Raw genomic sequence first — 19,393 nt, 5'->3', positions numbered from 1 at the left:
CCATTCGCCATGCTTCCTGAATGCCAGTTGTTCGGCACCCTGGGTTGCCATCTCTGTGAGCTTGCTGAAGCCGAAATCATGCCGCTCGTCGAGGGCGGGTTGCTGGTGGAGTTGGTGGATATCACTGACCCCGACGACCTCATTGAAGTTTACGGACTGCGCATCCCGGTGCTTCGGCGCGCCGATACAGGGGCGGAGCTGGATTGGCCGTTCGAGAGCGAACAGGTGGTCAACTTCCTTAAATAGCGCGAACCCGGTGGCTTGCCGACCACCAGGCTTTGGTTGTTCAAGCGTTTTAAGTGTTCTCCAGACCGCAGCGCTCATGCGCGATCAAGTCATCGTGGGTTTCGCGCCGCCGTATCAATTTGGCGTGTGCTCCCTCCACCAGCACTTCTGGTGGGCGCCCTCGGGAGTTGTATTGGCTGGCCATGCTCATCCCATAAGCGCCACATGAGAAAATCGCCAACAAGCTTGCGTCTTCCAGTACGGGCAAGGGCCGGCCTAATGCGAAGTGATCGCCGGTTTCACAAATGGGGCCAACAATGTCGACCTCTTCCAGAGGCGCGGCTCCCGCCTCACGGACGCTCTCGCTCAACGCCGTCCAATGGCCGGAAAAGTCGCCAAATCGGGTTGGCCAGATGACGTGATTCGCGCCGTATAAAGTGGGGCGCAGCAGGACGTTCATACCCGCATCAACAATCGCAATCTTGCGATCCCAGCCTTGTTTGATGTACTCGACCGTGGTGAGTAAAACGCCCGCGTTCGCGCTGATCGAACGGCCCGGCTCAATGATGAAGCGCAGACCACGACGTTTCAGTTCTTGCAGACGCCCACAAATATGCGCTCCCGTTTCAGTCAGTGAACAGACGGGATTGCTTTCGGTGCTGTATTGCGCTGGAAACCCACCGCCGATATTGATGAACTCAATCGGGCAGTCAGCGGCCTGAAGCCGGTTGACCATTTCTTCAATCTTGTCGATGGCAGACAAGTAGGTGTGGGCCGATGGGATCGGGGACCCGAGATGTATATGGATGCCAACGACATCGACGCTCGCGTAACGCTTTGGGGTAAACAGTTCATAGGCGCGTTCAATCGGTATGCCAAATTTCGTCTGGCGGCCGCCAGTGGCCGTTTTCTCATGGGTACCGGCATCCACCACATCCGGATTGACCCGAATGGCCACCTTTACACGCTTGCCGGCCGCCGACGCTACCGCATCCAGGCGCAGCAGCTCTGCCTCGGACTCCACATTGAAAAGGAATACGCCCACGTCAACGGCATAGCTGATTTCTTCGTGGGACTTGCCGACACCCGCGAACACTATCTTGTCTGCGGTCACGCCTGCCATCAGTGCCCGGTACAGTTCACCGCCACTGACCACATCGAGGCCGGATCCTTGGTCGACCAAGAGCTTGAGGACGCTGAGATTGCTGCAGCTTTTAACCGAGAAACAAATCAAAGGCGCCAGTGCAGAAAATGCGTTTTGTAGTACGGCATAGTGATTTTTCAGCGTCTGTGCTGAATAGAGATAAACAGGGCTGCCGTGCTGTTCGACAATGGCACTTACATCCACTTGCTCTACATGTAAATGGCCGTTGATAAAATTAAAATGGTCCATCTTCCTACCTCGATTGGATGACTCCGACTAAACGCACTGACAACTTTCTCGGCGCAGACGATGCAAGTGTGCATGGCGAAAAAATAAAGAAAAAATATCAAAATGATGGCCATCTATTCATTTCTGATATGGTTCGACCCATTCAATTCAGCGCGTGGGTGTGCTCATGAATTTCAGTTTTCGCCATGTGGAAGTGTTCTGGGCGGTCATGACCACCGGCAGTGCGACCGCTGCCGCGGCATTGCTGCATACCTCGCAGCCCACTATCAGCCGCGAGCTGAGTCGTTTTGAAACTTTGACTCAGTTGACCTTGTTCAAACGCGCGGGCGCGAAACTGATTCCCACCGAGCATGGCCTGATGCTCTTCGATGAAGTTCAGCGCAGCTATGTGGGCCTGGCTCGCGTCAAGAACGCCGCTGAGGCCATCCGGCACTTTCGCCATGGGCAAATTTCGCTGACCTGCCAGCCTGCGTTTTCGAATGCCTTGCTGCCACAGGTCTGCCAGGATTTTTGTATTAAGTTCCCGGGTGTCAGCATCAATGTCACGCCGCAGGAATCTCCTGCCCTGGAAGAGTCACTGACGGCTCAGCGTTATCATTTGGGGCTGACTGAAACCCTTGAGACACCACCTGGAACCCACAGCGAAACCTTGTTAAACCTTGATGTGGTGTGTGTATTGCCTTCTCATCATGTGCTCAATGCAAAAGCAGTCCTCACGCCAGAGGACTTCAATGGGCAAAACTTTGTTTACCTTGCGGCGGATGACCCCTACAGGATCAAAACCGACGCGATCTTTCAGCAGGCGGGCATTGAGAGACGGCTGGTGGTCGAAACGCATAACGCCAGCGCTGTGTGTGCGACCGTAAACCTGGGTGTGGGCGTAGCAATCGTCAATCCGCTCACCGCTCTGGACTATGTAGGCAGAGGTTTGCAGATCCGACGTTTTTCCCATTCGATTTCTTACTGTGTGAGTGTCGTGCGGCCGTTGCACCGCCCTGAATCGTCCAGCGTCATTCACTTTGTGGATGTGCTGCGCAGCCATTGTCAGCGCATAAGTGCTCAGTTGCAGAACCTCTGAGCAGGCCCACTGGTCGCGCACGGGTGGTCTTGATTGCACTGGCGCGTTTTCGCGATGGCGAGTTTCCGAATATTAAGTTACTGTATGTTTGTACAGCGATTGAATAGAGGGAACGCCCGTGGTGAATGTTGAACAACTGAAAAGCAGCGTCAATCGCATGTCCGCCGACGTCGTGCGCGACGCGGTGAATGAGCTGCGCCTCGACGGCCTGGTCACGGAAGGCAAGACGCCGTTTAACAAAGTGCATTTCAATACCTGCTTTGCCGAGATCGAGGCGTTGTTCCAGCGCGCCGGTTACCACAAGCAGTTGGACGTGGTGGGTTACCAGGGCTTGTTGTACGCGCTCTACGATCCCGGCCGCTGGGAAGCGGTGGACGTGTTGCGCTGGCTCAAGGAATTTACCGAGGCGGCCAGCGCCTCGCCGGTGTTGCGAGCGCAATTGGCCAAGGCCTGAGATCCGACCTAGGCCCAATCGCGTTCCATGCGGGATAATGCCTGCCGGTTTATCCAGGTTTCGAGCATTGCATGTCCACATCCGCTTTCTCTGCGTCCCAGCATCAAGCCAGCACCTTGTATCTGCCACCCGGCCCGTGGGCGACAGTGCTCGATTGCCTGTGCGAGCACTTTCCGGCGATCAGCCGTGAACACTGGCTGGACCGCGTCGCCCGTGGCCGCGTCTTGGACATCAATGGCCTGCCAATCAGCCTGGACCTCGCCTACAAGGAAGGCCTGTGCATTTATTATTTTCGCGAAGTGCCGAATGAGAAGGTGATCCCGGTTCAGGAAAGCATCCTGTATGCCGATGAGCACTTGGTGGTGGCCGACAAACCACACTTTCTGCCGGTGACCCCGGCCGGCGAATACGTCGAACAAACCCTGTTGCGCCGCCTGATTCGTCGCCTGGATAACCCCGCGCTGGTGCCCCTGCATCGCATTGATCGGCACACGGCGGGGCTGGTGCTGTTCTCGGCCAACCCGCAAACCCGGTCGGCGTATCAACAGCTGTTTCCCACACGGCGCATCGATAAATTCTACGAAGCCATTGCCCCGGCCTTACCCGACCTGACCTTCCCGCTGGTGCATAAAAGTCGCCTGGTCGATGGCCAGCCGTTCTTTCGCATGCAGGAAGGGCCGGGCGCCAGCAACACCGAAACGGCGGTGCAAGTGCGCGAGAAAAATGGCGATCTGTGGCGCTACGGCCTGTTCCCCGTGACCGGCAAGAAGCACCAGCTGCGGGTGCACATGACGGCGCTGGGGGCGAGTATCTGCAACGACCCGTTCTACCCCGATGTGCTCAAGGATGCCGAGGACGACTACGCCAACCCACTCAAACTGCTGGCCCAGGGCGTGCGCTTTATTGACCCGGTGACCGGTGAACAACGCCATTTTCGCAGCCGCATCACCCTCGACTGGTAACCGCCAGAAACGACAAGGCCCGCACATGGCGGGCCTTGTGGGCAAACGCTTAAGACTTACAGGTCTTTAACGGTGCGAACCTGATCCTTGTTGATACGGGTCTGCTTGCCGTCAAGTTGTTCGAACTCGTAGAAGCCCGAAGCCTTGTCGTATTTAGGGGTGTCGACGGCCTGGATTTCGCGACCGTCATTCAGGGTGATCACTGTAGGCGAAGCGCAACCGGCGAGAGTGGCGAGGCCCAGTGCAAGCATGAGAGCGGCGATGGTCCGTTGAGTCATGAGTTTGTCTCCAAGAGAATTCTTTTAAATAGCTGACCTTGTGACGCGCATGGCGTCGACAAAGTTCCTTGTGCGAGGTTCATTCTGACACGCCAGACCCAGGGTGCAACAGCTCGGGTGTATTCAGATTGGCCAGGCGTGGGTCGTCAGCTTGGCATTCCAGGCCCACACCGCCCAACTGCAGGAATATCTTGCGCGGGCTGCGCTCACCGGCGTCCCATGCCTGTTGTACCTGGGTTTTGAGGTGGGTGGGGATGATGCAGATCAAGGGTTCCCAGAACTCGCCATGGCGTACCATTACCGGCACCTGCGGGTTGCGGTGTGCCGTCTCACACAAATCGGCCAACAGTCTCACGTCGATGTTGGGTACGTCACACGGCAGTATCAGCACATGCGCATGGCGCGCGGCGGCCAGGCCCGCGCGGATGCCCGCCAGCGGGCCGGGGAAGTCCGGGCTGTCGTCGCTCACCAACTGGTCGGCATAGGGCGCGTACTGCTCATGGTTGCGGTTGCACGAGATGATCAGGTCATCGGTCAGCGGTCGGGTCAGGCGCTGCAAATGTGCAACCAATGGCTGGCCGTGCCAGGGCAGCAGGCCTTTGTCCTGGCCGCCCATGCGTTGGCCACGGCCGCCGGCCAGCAGCAGGATCGAACAAGGCAGGGGCGAAGAATCAAGCGACATGGTGGTTCCGCAGCGGCAGGCAAATAGGGGCCTGTGATATAACATCGGGCTGTTCATTCGACAACCGGACCAAGCCATGAAAGCCAAGGCTGATGCGCCCTTCGTACCCCTCAATATCGCTGTGCTGACTGTCAGCGACACCCGCACCCTGGACACCGACACCTCCGGCCAGGTCTTCGTCGATCGCCTGGCCGCCGCCGGCCACAACCTGGCCGAGCGCGTGCTGCTCAAAGACGACCTGTACAAAATCCGCGCCCAGGTCGCCCACTGGATCGCCGAAGACGTGGTGCAAGTGGTGCTGATCACCGGAGGCACCGGCTTCACCGGCCGCGACAGCACGCCCGAAGCCGTCAGTTGCCTGCTGGACAAGCAGGTCGATGGTTTTGGCGAGCTGTTCCGCCAGATCTCCGTGGCTGATATCGGCACCTCCACCGTCCAATCACGCGCCCTGGCCGGCCTGGCCAATGGCACGCTGGTGTGTTGCCTGCCGGGTTCGACCAACGCGGTGCGCACCGGTTGGGATGGCATCCTTGCCGAGCAACTGGATAACCGCCACCGCCCGTGCAACTTTGTGCCGCACCTGAAGCAGGCCGAACCCTGCGAATCCCGTGGATAAGCCTGGCAAGTCCGGTGCACTGATGCCGGTGGAACAAGCGCTGCAGCAACTATTGGACATGGCTGAAGCAACGCCGATTCGCGAGCACGACGTGCAGCCCTTGGCCGAGTGTGATGGCCGCGTATTGGCGCAAGATTTGGTCTCCACCCTCGACCTGCCGCCCTGGCCCAACAGCGCCATGGACGGTTACGCCCTGCGCCTGTCGGACTGGACCGGCGAGCCGCTGCCCGTGAGCCAGCGCATCTTCGCCGGCCAGGCACCGCAGCCACTGGCGGCCGGCACTTGCGCGCGCATCTTTACCGGCGCGCCCGTGCCCGAAGGCGCCGATTGTGTAGAGATGCAGGAAAACGCCGTGGTCCACGCCGACGACCGCGTGAGCTTCACCGAGCGCTTGCGGGCCGGCCAGAACATCCGCCCCCAAGGCCAGGAAACCACGGTCGGCGAGTTGGTGCTAAACGCAGGCACCCGGCTTGGCCCGATAGAGCTGGGCCTGGCTGCTTCCCTCGGGCATGACTGTTTAAGTGTGGTGCGCCGGGTACGCGTGGCCGTGCTGTCCACCGGCGATGAACTGATCGAACCCGGCCTGCCGCTGGGGCCGGGGCAGATCTACAACAGCAACCGGCGTGTGTTATGCAGCTGGCTTGTGCGCATGGGCTGTGAAGTGATCGATGCCGGGATTCTTCCGGATGACCTGGAAAAGACCCGCACACGCCTGGCAAGCCTGGGCAGTGTCGACCTGATCCTGTCCACCGGCGGTGTCTCGGTCGGCGAGGCGGACTTTCTCGGCATCGCCCTGCGCGAAGAGGGCGAACTGGCCCTGTGGAAACTTGCGATCAAACCAGGCAAACCGCTGACCTTCGGGCACTTTCGCGGTGTGCCGGTGATTGGCCTGCCTGGCAACCCTGCGTCGACTTTGGTGACCTTTGCGCTGCTGGCCCGGCCCTATCTGCTGCGCCGCCAAGGCGTGCAGGACGTGGCGCCGCTGCGCTTCGAAGTGCCGGTGGGGTTCGTGTGGCCTCAGCCGGGCAACCGCCGCGAGTACCTGCGCGGGCGTATCGAGCAGGGCCGGGCGATTATCTACCGCAACCAGAGCTCCGGCGTGCTACGCAGCGCGGCGTGGGCCGAAGGGTTTGTGGAGGTGTTGGAGGGGACGACACTCGATATTGGCGACCGCGTCAATTTCATTCCCTTGAGTGAAGTCCTGAACTGACAATAGAGACCGACTGTGGGAGCTGGCTTGCCTGCGATGCAGACACCTCGGAGTGTCAGGTACACCCGGTTGATGCCATCGCAGGCAAAGCAAGCTCCCACATTTGGATTTGCGTGTAGCTAGTAATCATCCCCACGTGCCGTCACATCCCGCTCCACCGGCTCGGCATTCGGGTCATAGCCCACCGGGAATTTGCCCTTGAGCGTCCACGCAAACGCAATAATCTCGGCCACCGTGCGGTACAACTCCTCCGGGATGCTGTCGCCCAATTCCATGCGCGCCAGCAGTTTCACTAGCTCGGCATTCTCATAGATCGGCACTTCATTTTCCCGCGCCAACTTCAAAATGGCTTCGGCCAGGGCATCGTCGCCCTTGGCCGTCAGGGTTGGCGCTTGCTGGCCGTCGTACTTGAGGGCAATCGCCTGGCGTGGCGGAAGGGAGTTTTTCATGCGGTTTCATCCACCCAGCGTTGCTCCAATCCGGTTCGTGGCCCACGTGGCGGCGTACCGAGGTGGCAGTCCAGGTCGCCGACATTGATGCCCGAGGTCACCAGGCGCTCGCGCAAGCTGCCCAAATGGCTTTCGATCAGGCTGGCGGTAAACGGGCGCGAGGCCCACAGCTGGCTGGACAATTTGCCCTGGGTCAGTTGCGCCTGCACCTGCAACGGCCCCAGCGGCTCCATGTCGAAGGCCAGCTCGACGCGCCAGAGCATTTGCTTGGGGTCTTTCTTGTCCTTGCGCTCCGGTTGGTCCTTGTCCGGCGGCGGTTCTTCACGCTGGAACTTGACCTGCAACGGCACAATGTCCTGCAAGGTGCGCATGGGGATTTCCAGCTGCCAAGTGGTTTGCAGGCGGCCATCGGCGGTAGTGCCGGTTTGCTCCAGGCTCGATAACTGGTGGCTTTGCAGCCGGGAAATGGCCCCGGCGGCCAGGCGCAGCAGGTTTTCCAGGTCGCCTTCGCCTGCAAGTTTGGCCATCAGCCGGTCCGGCAGCGGAAAGCCCGCCGGGGCTTGTCGTGCGCCGATCTGGCCGAGGGTGCTGAGCGGGTTGCGCACGAAGTTGGGCAGTACCTGGGCCAGGGTATTGGCGGCGAGGATGGCGTTCAGATTAGTGGCGGCGGGCAGGGCGGGCAGCAGTTCGGCGACCAGCCGCAGCAGGCTGCCTTTCATGTCCAGCGGTGGCACTTGCGGGTCTTGCCCGGCCAGCAGTTTGGCTTCAAGAAACACGCCGCTACTTTGTACCAACTGCGCCAGCACCTTGGGGTTGCTGACTTGAGCCAGGTCGGGCAGGGCGTTGAGCAAGCGCGCGGCGGCGGCGCGCAGGTCGCTGGAGGTGGTGTCATCGGTAGGCAGGCTTTGCAGCGCGTTGAACAGCACATCCAGCGAGCCTTGTCGACTTTGCTGGGTCGACAGCTGTTGCGCCACGGCCAGTTGATCCTTCAGCCCGCTCAACGGCACGAAATTCAGGGTTTGCGCATTTTGCACCACGGCGCTGAGCAAGCTGCCGACCCGCAGCGGCTGCGGGCTTTCCAGACTCAACGTGGTGCCGGCCAGGGCGTTATTGAGTACGCTGACCAATGAGCGATAGATCGCCGGTTGCGCGGTGCCTTGCGGCAGCATCTGGGTGGTCAGCACCTTGGCCTGCAACAGCGTGCCCACCGGCAGTTGCGTGGTGTCGATGCGGGTCAGGGCGGCCACATTGGCGCTCAGGGCTTGCTGCAAGGTGATGGTCAGGTTGCCGGTCGGCGTCTGGCTCACCGCCACGTTGCTGCCCAGCGGCAACGGCTGGGCGCTGCTGGCCTGTACCAATGTCTGGCGGCCGCCTTCGAGGGTCAACTTGAGCAACAGCTGAAACGCATCGCCGCCTTGTTTAAGCGCTATCACCTCGGCGTTCGCGGTTTTGCCAGGGTCGATCAGGCCGGTCTGCGGCTCCAGCAGTTTCAACAACTCGCCGGTCGGCGGCAGCGGGGCAGGCCCGGGCGTCGGTGCTGGCGGCAGCGTAGGAAGGTTGATCTCACCGGTCATCGTGCGCGTCGTCTCTGGGGAAATTGCCCTCTTTAGAGTAGGGCATCACATGTATAATGCCGCCCGTCTGCAAAGAGAGCGGTAAAAACCTCACAACTATTTGATCCAGCTCTCTAAAATCGGTCGCCAAAGCCGTTATTGTGCACTTCTCTATAACGGCCGCTGCACCGCCGACTTGAACCGTAAAGGCCCGCGATCTTTTGACCAGCCCTCTTCTAGAAGCCGTAGCGCTTGCCTGTGAACGCGACCTGCGCCTGCTGTTCGAGCACCTCGAACTGCGGCTGGCGGGCGGCGACATGGTTCAGATCAGCGGCCCCAATGGCAGCGGCAAGACCAGTTTGCTGCGCCTGCTGGCCGGGTTGATGCAGCCGACGGCCGGTGAGGTTCGACTCAACGGCAAGCCCCTCAACGAACAACGCACCGAGCTTGCGCGCAACCTGATCTGGATCGGCCACGCCGCCGGCATCAAGGACGTGCTCACGCCGGAAGAAAACCTCAGCTGGCTCAGCGCCCTGCATCATCCGGCGCCCCGCGATGCCATCTGGCAAGCCTTGGCCGCTGTTGGCCTTAAAGGCTTCGAAGATGTCCCTTGCCACACCTTGTCCGCCGGCCAGCAGCGCCGCGTGGCGCTGGCGCGTTTGTATCTGCCTGGCCCGCCGCTGTGGATTCTCGATGAGCCTTTCACCGCCCTCGACAAGCAGGGCGTCGCCCAACTCGAAGAACACTTGGCCCAGCACTGCGAGCAGGGCGGCCTGGTGCTGCTCACCACCCACCACACGCTGGTGCGCAGGCCCGCCGGTTACCGCGAGCTGGATTTAGGGCGGTGGTCGGCATGAGTGTGTTCGCGCTGTTAGTCGCCCGTGAAGCCCGCCTGCTGTGCCGCCGCCCGGCCGAATTGGCCAACCCCTTGGTGTTCTTCGCCATCGTCATCGCGTTGTTCCCGCTGGCGGTCGGCCCCGAGACTAAACTGTTGCAAACCTTGTCCCCAGGATTGGTGTGGGTAGCCGCGCTTTTATCGGTGCTGCTCTCGCTGGACGGGCTGTTTCGCAGTGATTTTGAAGACGGTTCCCTCGAACAGTGGGTCCTTTCGTCGCACCCCTTGCCACTTCTGGTACTGGCCAAGGTGCTGGCACACTGGGTTTTTTCCGGCTTGGCGCTAGTATTGCTCTCGCCGCTGCTGGCGATGATGCTCGGCTTGCCCGTTGAGTGCCTGCCGGTGTTGCTCCTGTCCTTGTTACTCGGTACGCCGGTGCTCAGCCTGTTGGGGGCGGTGGGCGCAGCGTTGACCGTCGGTTTGAAGCGGGGTGGCCTGTTGCTGGCCCTGCTGATTCTGCCTTTGTATATCCCGGTGTTGATCCTGGGCAGCGGCGCCTTGCAGGCCGCGCTCATGGGCATGCCGGCGACCGGTTACCTGCTGTGGCTTGGCAGCCTGACCGCCCTGGCGGTAACCCTGACACCCTTTGCTATAGCGGCTGGCCTGAAGATCAGCGTCGGCGAATAATGAGGTCTGGCCAAGTGTTATGCCTTGGCCAGTAAAGACCCTGAGCTTTGCGCAATGACGCACAGCCACCGTGATGGAAACAGCAATGAACTGGACCTGGTTTCACAAGCTCGGCTCGCCCAAATGGTTTTACGGCATCAGCGGCAAATTGCTGCCGTGGTTGAGCGTCGCCGCCATTTTGCTGATCGGCATCGGCCTGGTCTGGGGCCTGGCCTTCGCGCCGCCGGACTACCAGCAAGGCAACAGCTTTCGCATCATCTATATCCACGTGCCCGCCGCCATGCTCGCCCAGTCCTGCTACGTGATGCTGGCCGTGTGCGGCGTCGTCGGCCTGGTGTGGAAGATGAAAATTGCCGACGTCGCCCTGCAATGTGCCGCGCCCATCGGCGCGTGGATGACCGCCGTGGCGCTGGTCACCGGCGCGATCTGGGGCAAACCCACCTGGGGTTCGTGGTGGGTGTGGGATGCGCGACTGACCTCCATGCTGATCCTGCTGTTCCTGTACTTCGGCCTCATCGCCCTGGGCAATGCCATCAGCAACCGCGACAGCGCGGCCAAGGCCTGCGCGGTGCTGGCGATTGTCGGCGTAATCAACATCCCGATCATCAAATACTCGGTGGAGTGGTGGAACACTCTGCACCAGGGCGCCACCTTCACCCTCACCGAGAAACCGGCGATGCCCGTGGAAATGTGGGCGCCGCTGCTGCTGATGGTGCTGGGATTCTACTGCTTCTTCGGCGCCGTGCTGCTGATGCGCATGCGCCTCGAAGTGCTCAAGCGTGAAGCCCGCACCAGTTGGGTCAAGACCGAAGTGCAAAACAGCCTGGAAGCGCGCGGATGAACTTCAACTCGTTCAGTGAATTTCTCGCCATGGGCCATCACGGCCTGTATGTCTGGACGGCCTATGGCATCTGCCTGGCAGTGCTGGCCCTCAACGTTGCCGCGCCGATCCTGGCCCGCAAGCGTTACCTGCAACAAGAGGCGCGTCGTTTGCGCCGGGAGACCGATAAGTGAATTCGCTGCGTAGAAAGCGTCTGTTGATCATCCTCGCCATCATGGCCGGCGTCGGCATTGCCGTGACCCTGGCCCTGAGCGCCTTGCAGCAGAACATCAACCTGTTCTACACCCCGACCCAGATCGCCAATGGCGAAGCGCCTGTCGACACGCGCATCCGCGCCGGCGGCATGGTCGAGAAGGGCTCCTTGAAGCGCTCCGGTGATTCCCTCGACGTGACCTTTGTGGTCACCGACTTCAACAAAGCCGTGACCATCACCTACCGCGGCATCCTCCCGGACCTGTTCCGTGAAGGCCAGGGCATCGTCGCCCTGGGCAAGCTCAACGCCGACGGCGTGGTGGTGGCCGACGAAGTACTCGCCAAGCACGATGAGAAGTACATGCCGCCGGAAGTGACCAAGGCGTTGAAAGACAGCGGCCAATCGGCCCCAGCACCTGCCAAGGAGGGCTAAGCCATGACGTCCGCACTGTTTATTCCGGAGCTGGGCCAGTTGGCGATGATCCTCGCCCTGTGCTTCGCCATCGTCCAGGCCGTGGTGCCGTTGCTCGGTGCCTGGCGCGGCGACCGCCTGTGGATGAGCCTGGCGCAACCGGCCGCCTGGGGCCAGTTTGCCTTTTTGGTGTTCGCGTTTGGCTGCCTGACCTACGCCTTTATGACCGACGACTTTTCCGTCGCCTATGTCGCCAATAACTCCAACAGCGCGCTGCCTTGGTACTACAAGTTCAGCGCCGTGTGGGGCGCCCACGAAGGTTCGTTGCTGCTGTGGGCCTTGATCCTTGGCGGCTGGACCTTTGCCGTATCGGTGTTCTCGCGCCAACTGCCGCAAGTCATGCTGGCCCGCGTATTGGCGGTGATGGGCATGATCAGCATCGGCTTCCTGCTGTTTTTGATCATGACCTCCAACCCGTTCACGCGCATCCTGCCGCAGATCCCGATGGATGGGCATGACCTCAACCCCTTGTTGCAAGACATCGGCCTGATCGTGCACCCGCCGATGCTCTACATGGGCTACGTCGGTTTCTCCGTGGCCTTTGCCTTCGCCATCGCCGCCTTGCTCGGCGGGCGCCTCGATGCGGCCTGGGCGCGCTGGTCGCGGCCATGGACCATTGTGGCCTGGGCGTTCCTCGGTATCGGTATCACCCTCGGTTCGTGGTGGGCCTACTACGAACTCGGCTGGGGCGGCTGGTGGTTCTGGGACCCGGTGGAAAATGCTTCCTTCATGCCCTGGCTGGTGGGCACCGCGCTGATTCACTCGCTGGCGGTTACCGAAAAACGCGGCGTGTTCAAAAGCTGGACCGTGTTGCTGGCCATCGCCGCGTTTTCCCTCAGCCTGCTGGGTACTTTCCTGGTGCGTTCGGGCGTGCTGACCTCGGTGCATGCGTTTGCGTCCGACCCGGAGCGCGGCGTGTTCATCCTGATCTTCCTGCTGTTTGTAGTCGGCGGCTCGCTGACCCTGTTTGCGTTGCGCGCACCCGTGGTCAAGAGCCAGGTCGGCTTTAACCTGTGGTCGCGGGAAACCCTGCTGCTGGGCAATAACCTGGTGCTGGTGGTGGCCGCGTCGATGATCCTGCTCGGCACCCTGTACCCCTTGGTGCTGGACGCTTTGAGCGGCGCCAAGCTGTCCGTCGGCCCGCCGTACTTCAACGCGTTGTTTATCCCGTTGATGGGCCTGTTGATGGTGGTCATGGCCGTTGGTGTGCTGGTGCGCTGGAAAGACACGCCGGTCAAATGGCTGGCCGGCATGCTGATGCCGGTGCTGCTGGGCAGCGTGGCCCTGGCAGTGATCGCCGGGTTCGCCTACGGCGATTTCAATTGGGCGGTGCTTGCCACTTTCCTGCTGGCTGCCTGGGTATTGCTGGCCGGCGTGCGCGATATTTTCGACAAGACCCGTCACAAAGGCCTGATCAAAGGCTTGCCGACGTTGACCCGCAGCTACTGGGGCATGCAAGTCGCCCACATCGGCATCGCCGTGTGCGCCCTCGGCGTGGTGCTGTCCAGCCAGAACAGCGCCGAGCGCGACCTGCGCCTGGCGCCGGGTGAGTCCATGGACCTGGCCGGTTACCACTTCATCTTCGAAGGCGCCAAGCACTTCGAAGGCCCGAACTTCACGTCCGACAAAGGCACTGTTCGTGTCGTGCGCAACGGCAAGGAAGTGGCGGTGCTGCACCCGGAGAAACGCCTGTACACCGTGCAAAGCTCGATGATGACTGAAGCGGGTATCGACGCCGGTTTCACCCGTGACCTCTATGTGGCATTGGGTGAGCCGCTGGGCGACGGCGCCTGGGCGGTGCGCGTGCACGTCAAACCGTTTGTGCGCTGGATCTGGTTCGGCGGTTTGCTCACCGGTTTCGGCGGGTTGCTGGCCGCGCTGGACCGGCGTTATCGCGTCAAGGTCAAAAGCCGTGTGCGTGAAGCCCTCGGCCTGCAAGGAGCGGCGGCATGAAGCGTTGGTTGATGGTGTTGCCGCTGGCGGCCTTTCTGGTGATGGCAGTGTTTTTATACCGTGGCTTGTACCTGGACCCAGCCGAGTTGCCGTCGGCGATGATCGGCAAGCCATTCCCGGCGTTCAGCCTGAAGACGGTGCAGGGCGACAAGACTCTGACCCAGGCCGACCTGCTGGGTAAACCGGCGCTGGTCAATGTGTGGGGCACCTGGTGCATTTCCTGCCGCGTTGAACACCCGGTACTGAACAAACTGGCCGAGCAGGGCGTGGTGATCTACGGCATCAACTACAAGGACGACAATGCTGCCGCCTTGAAGTGGCTGGCCGAGTTCCATAACCCCTACCAGTTGGATATCCGCGATGAGGACGGCAACCTCGGTCTCAACCTCGGTGTATACGGCGCGCCGGAAACCTTCTTCATCGATGCCAAAGGCGTGATCCGCGACAAGTATGTTGGCGTGATCGACGAAGTGGTCTGGCGCGAGCAACTGGCCGCCAAGTACCAGGCACTGGTCGATGAGGCCAAGCCATGAAGCGTCTGTTAGCCGCTGCGGTTCTTGCACTTGGACTGGTTGGCGTCGCCCATGCGGCCATCGACACCTACGAGTTCGCCAAGGACGGTGACCGTGAGCGTTTTCGCGAATTGACCAAGGAACTGCGCTGCCCCAAGTGCCAGAACCAGGACATCGCCGACTCCAACGCCCCGATCGCCGCCGACCTGCGCAAAGAGATTTTCCGCATGCTGGGGGAGGGCAAGGACAACCAGCAGATCATCGACTTCATGGTCGACCGCTACGGTGATTTCGTGCGCTACAAACCGGCCCTTACCGGCAAGACTGCGTTGCTCTGGTTCGGCCCCGCTGGGCTGTTGCTGGCCGGCGTGGTGGTGATGGCCGTGATCGTGCGCCGTCGCCGCGCTGCGCCTACTGATGGTTCCGATGCGCTCTCCCCGGATGAACGCAAACGCCTCGACCAATTGCTGGACACCAAGACTGATGATTGATTTTTGGCTCGCAGCAGGGTTGCTGCTCCTGATTGCCCTGAGTTTTCTGTTGATCCCTGTACTGCGCGGCCGCCGTGCCCAGCGTGAAGAGGACCGCACCGCACTGAACGTGGCGCTCTACCAGGAACGCGTAGCCGAGCTGCAAGTGCAGCAGGACGAAGGCGTGCTGAATGCCGCCCAGCTCGACACCGGCCGCGCCGAGGCTGCGCGTGAGTTGCTGGCTGATACCGAAGGCGTGGAAAAGCCGCGTGAATCGCGCCTGGGCAAACCACTGCCGTTGTTGGCGGCGTTTCTCGTGCCGGTCCTGGGCGTTGCGCTGTACCTGCATTACGGGGCGAGCGACAAGGTCGAGCTGACCCGCGAATTCTCCCAGCCGCCGGTGTCGATGCAAGACATGACCCGCCGCCTGGAGCGCGCCGCCGCCGCCCAGCCGGACTCGGCGGAAGGCTTGTACTTCCTCGGTCGCGCTTACATGGCTCAGGACCGTTCCGCCGATGCCGCGAAAATCTTCGAGCGCACCGTCGCTCTCGCCGGTCGCCAGCCCGAACTGCTCGGCCAATGGGCCCAGGCGCAGTACTTTGCCGACAACAAACAATGGTCGCCCAAGGTGCAGGCGCTGACCGATGAAGCCTTGAAGCTCGACCCCAAGGAAGTCACCAGCCTTGGCCTGCTGGGTATCGCCGCCTTTGAAGGCCAGCGTTATCAGGAAGCCATCGATTACTGGAACCGCCTGTTGGCCCAGTTGCCAGCGCAAGACAACTCCCGTGTCGCGCTGCAAGGCGGTATCGACCGCGCGGCCGAGAAGCTCAAGGAAAGCGGTGGCACCGTCGCGGCAAAAACCGTGATGAAAGTGCGCGTGGACCTGGCACCTGAGGTAAAGGCCAAAGCCCTGCCCACCGACAGCGTGTTCATCTTCGCCCGTGCGGTAAACGGCCCGCCTGCGCCGCTGGCAGCCAAGCGTGTCACCGTGGCTGAACTGCCGGTCACCGTCGAACTGGGCGATGCGGACGCAATGATGCCGCAGTTGAAACTGTCGAACTTCCCCGAAGTCCAACTGGTTGCGCGCATATCCCGGGCCGGTCAGCCGACCACTGGCGAGTGGATCGGCCGCAGCCAACCTTTGGCCAGCACTACCACTGCGCTGCAGCAACTGACCATTGACACTCCGGACAAGTAAATCGAGGAAACGCCTATGACCGCATTTGCACGTATCACCTTGCTCAGCCTGGTATTGGGGCTGAGCGCTTGTGCGGTCCATCGGCCTCCCGCACCCACCGGCCCGACCATCCCACCGTCTGGCCCGTCGACCCAACCGGGCACCAAGCCTTCCGGCCCGGTAACACCGCCGCCGAAACCTGTGCCAAGCAAGTCGCCGACCTTCGCCCCTCCACCGGGCGCCGCCAGCCACTGGGACGGCAAGATGCAGGTGTACGTGCTCGACGAACAGCCCGACACCTTCTACCGCCAACGCACCTACTACCGCTGGAGCAACGGCTGGAGCCGCTCCATCAGCCCGAACGGGCCGTGGGAAGACACCGATGTGCATGGCGTGCCGCCGGGGTTGAGCAAGCAATACGCGCAATAACAAAAGGCGACCTTTGAAAGGTCGCCTTTTTTATTACTCAACTTGAAATGCAATCCCCTGTGGGAGCTGGCTTGCCTGCGATAGCGGTGTATCAGCTACCCATCTGCCAACTGACTCACCGCTATCGCAGGCAAGCCAGCTCCCACAGTTTTGATCTCCATTTGATCTGAGATTTACGCCAGTTCTTGAATGCGGCGCGGCGCTCCGAGCCAGTGAATCACCCCAGCCACCACCCCCAACACCACCCCAAATTCCACAATTCCCACCCAACCAAACTGCGCCATCAACCACCCACTCACCGTCGCCCCAACCGCTCCACCCACAAACGTCGCGGTCATATACAAACTGTTAATCCGCCCCTGCGCCTTGGGGTCCACCGCAAACGCCCGCGTCTGATTGGCCACCAACCCGGCCTGCACACCGATATCCAGCACAACTACGCCCAGCACCAGCAAGATCAGCGAGGTCTGCGCCCCCGCCAGCAGCAAAAACGCCAAGGTCACAATCCCCACGCTGGCCCCGATCACCTTGCGACAACCCAGTTTGTCCGCCGCCCGGCCGCCATACGACGCCGCGAACGCACCCACCGCGCCGATAATCCCGAAACCACCGGCCCAGGCACTGCCCAACTGCCACGGTCCATTGGCGAGCAACCCGGCCAAATTCACCCAAAACGCGTTGAAGCATGCCCACAACAACGCCTGCACCATCATTGATTGCCGAATCGGGCTGTTATCGCGCATCAACGGCCACAGCGATGCCAGCAGCCGAGGGTAGGACAGGTTCGTACTCGGCACGCCCGGCGGCAGTAGCCTGGCCGCGATAAACCACACCGGGATCATGAACGCCGCCTCCATGGCGTACACCGCCCGCCAGCCATGCGCCTCACCGACCACACCACTGATGGTGCGGCCGAGCAAAATCCCCAACATGATCCCGCTGACCACCGTGCCCACATTGCGCCCGCGTTCGTGGGGCTGCGACATCACTGCCGCAAAGGGCACCAGTTGCTGCGGAACGCAACACACCACGCCCAGCCCGAACGAGGCGCCGATCAACGCCCAGATACTCGGCGCAAAAGCCGCCGCCAAGGCAAAGCAGAACGCCAGCGCAATCTGCCCGAGTACCAGCTTGCGCCGGTCAAAGCGGTCGCCCATGGGCAATAAAAACGCCAACCCGGTGGCAAACCCCAGCAAGGCCGCGCCTGCCACCAGGTTGACCGTCGACACTGCGACGCCCATGTTCGAGGCGATCAACGGCAGCACCGGCTGGGTGCAGTAAATGTTGGTGACCACCGCGCCGGCGATCACCGCCATCATGATGATCTTGCCTCGCGGCGGTGCATTCTCGGATGTCATGGCGTTTGCCTCATGTCGCTGGGGGATGAGTCGCCAACCTTACGCAGTCGCGTTTATATCGATAATCCCCTAGGATCGGTAATCATCCTTCCAGAATTTGATAGGGCGTTATGAACCGTCTTGAATCGATGTCGGTGTTTGTTGCGGTGGTGGAGGCGGGCAGCCTGTCGGCGGCTGCGCGCCAGTTGGGCATACCGCTGGCCACCGTCAGCCGTAAAGTCGCGGAACTGGAAGCTCACCTGAAATCCCGGCTGCTGCACCGCACCACGCGGCAGTTGTCGCTGACGGACGTGGGCGCTTCCTATCTGGCGGCGTGCCGGCGGATTCTCGAAGAGATCGGCGAAGCCGAACGGGCCGCCACCGGCGAATATGCCGTGCCCAAAGGCGAGCTCACGGTGACCGCGCCCATTGTGTTCGGGCGCCTGCATATCGTGCCGGTGGTGGCGGAGTTTCTGGCGCAATACCCCGAGATCAGCGTCAACCTGGTGCTCACCGACCGCGTAGTACACCTGATGGAAGAACAGTGCGATGTGGCCGTGCGTATTGGTGACTTGCCGGACAGTTCGCTCAAGGCGCTGCAAGTCGGCACGGTGCGGCGGGTGGTGTGTGCCAGTCCCCACTATCTGCAAACCCATGGCGAACCGACCACGCCGCAGGCGCTGGCGGACCACAGTTGCATCACCTTTGAAGTGCTGTCCTCGGTGGGCGCCTGGGTGTTTGGGGCGGGTAAAGCGCAACAGACCGTGCCCGTGCATTCGCGGCTGTCGGTAAACACGGCGGAAGCGGCGATCACGGCGGCAACACTGGGTGTTGGCGTGATTCGAGTGCTGTCGTATCAAGTGGCGGACGCAGTGCAAAAGGGTGATTTGCAGGTGGTGTTGCAGCCCTATGAATCAGCGGCATTGCCCATCAGCCTTGTGCATAAAGGGCAGGCGCCATTGCCGTTGAAAGTGCGCGCCTTCCTGGATTTCGTCACCCCGCGACTGCGCGTGCGTGACGCAAATATCCCCTGATGTACGCGGACGCAATGTGGGAGCTGGCTTGTCGGATCGCCTCAGCCATCAGGCCACGGGACACTCCCGATTCAGCGCTTGATCCACCAACAACTGCGCAATCTCAACCATCTGCACCACCGCCAGCACCTGTTTGCGGCTTGAACCGTCCAAATGCTCGGCACAGTCATAGGCACACACACACCGTCGCCGATTCCAGCATTTCGCTGGCATTGCTCAAGGCAACTTCGGTGCTGAGGCCGGGGCGGACGGTGAAGATGATGTTCTTTGTGGTTTGTGAGGTTTCATCCGGGGTAGACGATATTGGGTTAGGCGTTACTTTTTTCATACGGATACTCCGTGAGTTATGAAAAAAGCGCTCACTTCTGTGGGCGCTAAGGCGCCTGGATCATTCGGGCTTCCACACCCGGTCGTTGATTTTGCAACGACTCGAGAAGGTTAGCGGTGAGCTATGTTCGGACGCAACCCGAAATCTGTGTAGGGCATGTCCTAACAAGAGGGCTGCTAAGAAGAGAGAGCCATACGCAGGCTACCGATCGTTCCCACGCTCTGCG

The 19,393-nt window shown here is 61.2% G+C and carries 24 protein-coding genes; 17 read left to right on the top strand and 7 right to left on the bottom strand.

The genetic code is table 11. From position 1 onward, the window contains the following. Window positions 1–9: 9 nt before the first annotated feature. Window positions 10–246: a glutaredoxin family protein gene (locus AOA62_RS15155; protein WP_099549062.1), complete on the top strand. Its 237-nt coding sequence runs from the start codon at window positions 10–12 to the stop codon at window positions 244–246. A gap of 49 nt (window positions 247–295) precedes the next feature. Here the strand turns inward: AOA62_RS15155 and lysA are convergent, their stop codons facing one another. Continuing rightward, window positions 296–1,618: a diaminopimelate decarboxylase gene (gene lysA / locus AOA62_RS15150; protein ID WP_099549061.1), complete on the bottom strand. Its 1,323-nt coding sequence runs from the start codon at window positions 1,616–1,618 to the stop codon at window positions 296–298. A 166-nt stretch (window positions 1,619–1,784) separates the two neighbouring features. Here lysA and AOA62_RS15145 point away from each other — a divergent pair, with 166 nt between their 5' ends. The 3 genes from AOA62_RS15145 to AOA62_RS15135 all read left to right on the top strand — a co-directional run bounded on the left by AOA62_RS15145 (window position 1,785) and on the right by AOA62_RS15135 (window position 4,112). Then, entirely contained in the window at window positions 1,785–2,696 is a 912-nt protein-coding gene (locus tag AOA62_RS15145; protein ID WP_099549060.1) for a LysR family transcriptional regulator, read from the top strand. A 118-nt stretch (window positions 2,697–2,814) separates the two neighbouring features. Beyond that, a complete protein-coding gene (locus AOA62_RS15140; protein ID WP_003189932.1) occupies window positions 2,815–3,150 on the top strand; it encodes a hypothetical protein in 336 nt (111 codons plus the stop codon). 71 nt (window positions 3,151–3,221) lie between these two features. Beyond that, window positions 3,222–4,112, top strand: a complete 891-nt coding sequence (locus tag AOA62_RS15135; protein WP_099549059.1) for a pseudouridine synthase — start codon at window positions 3,222–3,224, stop codon at window positions 4,110–4,112. Window positions 4,113–4,168: 56 nt separating this feature from the next. Here AOA62_RS15135 and AOA62_RS15130 read toward each other — a convergent pair whose 3' ends face one another. Then, window positions 4,169–4,390: a YgdI/YgdR family lipoprotein gene (locus tag AOA62_RS15130; RefSeq protein WP_017136187.1), complete on the bottom strand. Its 222-nt coding sequence runs from the start codon at window positions 4,388–4,390 to the stop codon at window positions 4,169–4,171. Window positions 4,391–4,469: 79 nt separating this feature from the next. Next, the gene (gene mobA, locus AOA62_RS15125) at window positions 4,470–5,072 is read right to left on the bottom strand and encodes a molybdenum cofactor guanylyltransferase MobA (RefSeq protein ID WP_099549058.1); all 603 of its coding nucleotides are present in this window, start codon (window positions 5,070–5,072) and stop codon (window positions 4,470–4,472) included. Window positions 5,073–5,148: 76 nt separating this feature from the next. Between mobA and moaB the strand changes: the two genes are divergently transcribed. Both moaB and glp read left to right on the top strand, forming a co-directional pair. Further along, complete coding sequence (gene moaB / locus AOA62_RS15120; RefSeq protein WP_017136189.1) at window positions 5,149–5,688, top strand: molybdenum cofactor biosynthesis protein B; 540 nt, start codon at window positions 5,149–5,151, stop codon at window positions 5,686–5,688. A 22-nt stretch (window positions 5,689–5,710) separates the two neighbouring features. Further along, window positions 5,711–6,898, top strand: a complete 1,188-nt coding sequence (gene glp / locus AOA62_RS15115) for a gephyrin-like molybdotransferase Glp (protein ID WP_050547735.1) — start codon at window positions 5,711–5,713, stop codon at window positions 6,896–6,898. A 119-nt stretch (window positions 6,899–7,017) separates the two neighbouring features. Here the strand turns inward: glp and AOA62_RS15110 are convergent, their stop codons facing one another. Beyond that, window positions 7,018–7,347: an EscU/YscU/HrcU family type III secretion system export apparatus switch protein gene (locus AOA62_RS15110; protein ID WP_099549057.1), complete on the bottom strand. Its 330-nt coding sequence runs from the start codon at window positions 7,345–7,347 to the stop codon at window positions 7,018–7,020. Beyond that, on the bottom strand, window positions 7,344–8,921 hold the full coding sequence (locus AOA62_RS15105; protein WP_099549056.1) for a flagellar hook-length control protein FliK: 1,578 nt from the start codon (window positions 8,919–8,921) through the stop codon (window positions 7,344–7,346). The genes AOA62_RS15110 and AOA62_RS15105 overlap by 4 nt, the downstream gene beginning before the upstream one ends. A 200-nt stretch (window positions 8,922–9,121) precedes the next feature. Here AOA62_RS15105 and ccmA point away from each other — a divergent pair, with 200 nt between their 5' ends. From ccmA to AOA62_RS15055, 10 genes are all read left to right on the top strand, one after another. Then, window positions 9,122–9,757 (top strand): cytochrome c biogenesis heme-transporting ATPase CcmA, encoded by a 636-nt coding sequence (ccmA, locus tag AOA62_RS15100; RefSeq protein WP_099549055.1) that lies wholly within the window; start codon window positions 9,122–9,124, stop codon window positions 9,755–9,757. After that, a complete protein-coding gene (ccmB, locus tag AOA62_RS15095) occupies window positions 9,754–10,422 on the top strand; it encodes a heme exporter protein CcmB (RefSeq protein ID WP_014717701.1) in 669 nt (222 codons plus the stop codon). Before ccmA ends, ccmB begins: the two co-directional genes overlap by 4 nt. Before the next feature lie 85 nt (window positions 10,423–10,507). After that, window positions 10,508–11,263, top strand: a complete 756-nt coding sequence (locus tag AOA62_RS15090; RefSeq protein ID WP_099549054.1) for a heme ABC transporter permease — start codon at window positions 10,508–10,510, stop codon at window positions 11,261–11,263. Further along, on the top strand, window positions 11,260–11,436 hold the full coding sequence (gene ccmD / locus AOA62_RS15085; RefSeq protein WP_017136196.1) for a heme exporter protein CcmD: 177 nt from the start codon (window positions 11,260–11,262) through the stop codon (window positions 11,434–11,436). The genes AOA62_RS15090 and ccmD overlap by 4 nt, the downstream gene beginning before the upstream one ends. Continuing rightward, window positions 11,433–11,888: a cytochrome c maturation protein CcmE gene (gene ccmE, locus AOA62_RS15080; RefSeq protein ID WP_099549053.1), complete on the top strand. Its 456-nt coding sequence runs from the start codon at window positions 11,433–11,435 to the stop codon at window positions 11,886–11,888. Before ccmD ends, ccmE begins: the two co-directional genes overlap by 4 nt. Window positions 11,889–11,891: 3 nt before the next feature. Next, on the top strand, window positions 11,892–13,880 hold the full coding sequence (locus tag AOA62_RS15075; protein ID WP_017136198.1) for a heme lyase CcmF/NrfE family subunit: 1,989 nt from the start codon (window positions 11,892–11,894) through the stop codon (window positions 13,878–13,880). Beyond that, window positions 13,877–14,413 carry a DsbE family thiol:disulfide interchange protein gene (locus AOA62_RS15070; protein WP_017136199.1) on the top strand — a complete coding sequence of 179 codons (537 nt, stop codon included), beginning with the start codon at window positions 13,877–13,879 and terminating at the stop codon, window positions 14,411–14,413. The genes AOA62_RS15075 and AOA62_RS15070 overlap by 4 nt, the downstream gene beginning before the upstream one ends. After that, entirely contained in the window at window positions 14,410–14,883 is a 474-nt protein-coding gene (locus AOA62_RS15065; protein WP_017136200.1) for a cytochrome c-type biogenesis protein, read from the top strand. The genes AOA62_RS15070 and AOA62_RS15065 overlap by 4 nt, the downstream gene beginning before the upstream one ends. Further along, entirely contained in the window at window positions 14,876–16,060 is a 1,185-nt protein-coding gene (gene ccmI / locus AOA62_RS15060; protein WP_099549052.1) for a c-type cytochrome biogenesis protein CcmI, read from the top strand. Before AOA62_RS15065 ends, ccmI begins: the two co-directional genes overlap by 8 nt. Window positions 16,061–16,075: 15 nt before the next feature. Beyond that, window positions 16,076–16,468 (top strand): hypothetical protein, encoded by a 393-nt coding sequence (locus tag AOA62_RS15055; RefSeq protein ID WP_099549051.1) that lies wholly within the window; start codon window positions 16,076–16,078, stop codon window positions 16,466–16,468. 173 nt (window positions 16,469–16,641) lie between these two features. Here AOA62_RS15055 and AOA62_RS15050 read toward each other — a convergent pair whose 3' ends face one another. After that, window positions 16,642–17,826, bottom strand: a complete 1,185-nt coding sequence (locus AOA62_RS15050) for an MFS transporter (RefSeq protein WP_099549050.1) — start codon at window positions 17,824–17,826, stop codon at window positions 16,642–16,644. Window positions 17,827–17,936: 110 nt separating this feature from the next. Between AOA62_RS15050 and AOA62_RS15045 the strand changes: the two genes are divergently transcribed. Beyond that, on the top strand, window positions 17,937–18,839 hold the full coding sequence (locus AOA62_RS15045) for a LysR family transcriptional regulator (RefSeq protein ID WP_099549049.1): 903 nt from the start codon (window positions 17,937–17,939) through the stop codon (window positions 18,837–18,839). Window positions 18,840–19,005: 166 nt separating this feature from the next. Here the strand turns inward: AOA62_RS15045 and AOA62_RS32480 are convergent, their stop codons facing one another. Continuing rightward, window positions 19,006–19,167, bottom strand: coding sequence for a hypothetical protein (locus tag AOA62_RS32480; RefSeq protein WP_256592332.1), 162 nt, complete (start codon window positions 19,165–19,167; stop codon window positions 19,006–19,008). Window positions 19,168–19,393 lie beyond the last annotated feature (226 nt).

The sequence above is a fragment of the Pseudomonas sp. 2995-3 genome (genome assembly GCF_002742565.1).
Lineage (GTDB): Bacteria > Pseudomonadota > Gammaproteobacteria > Pseudomonadales > Pseudomonadaceae > Aquipseudomonas > Aquipseudomonas edaphica.
This window is presented reverse-complemented; position numbering and strand designations above follow the sequence as displayed.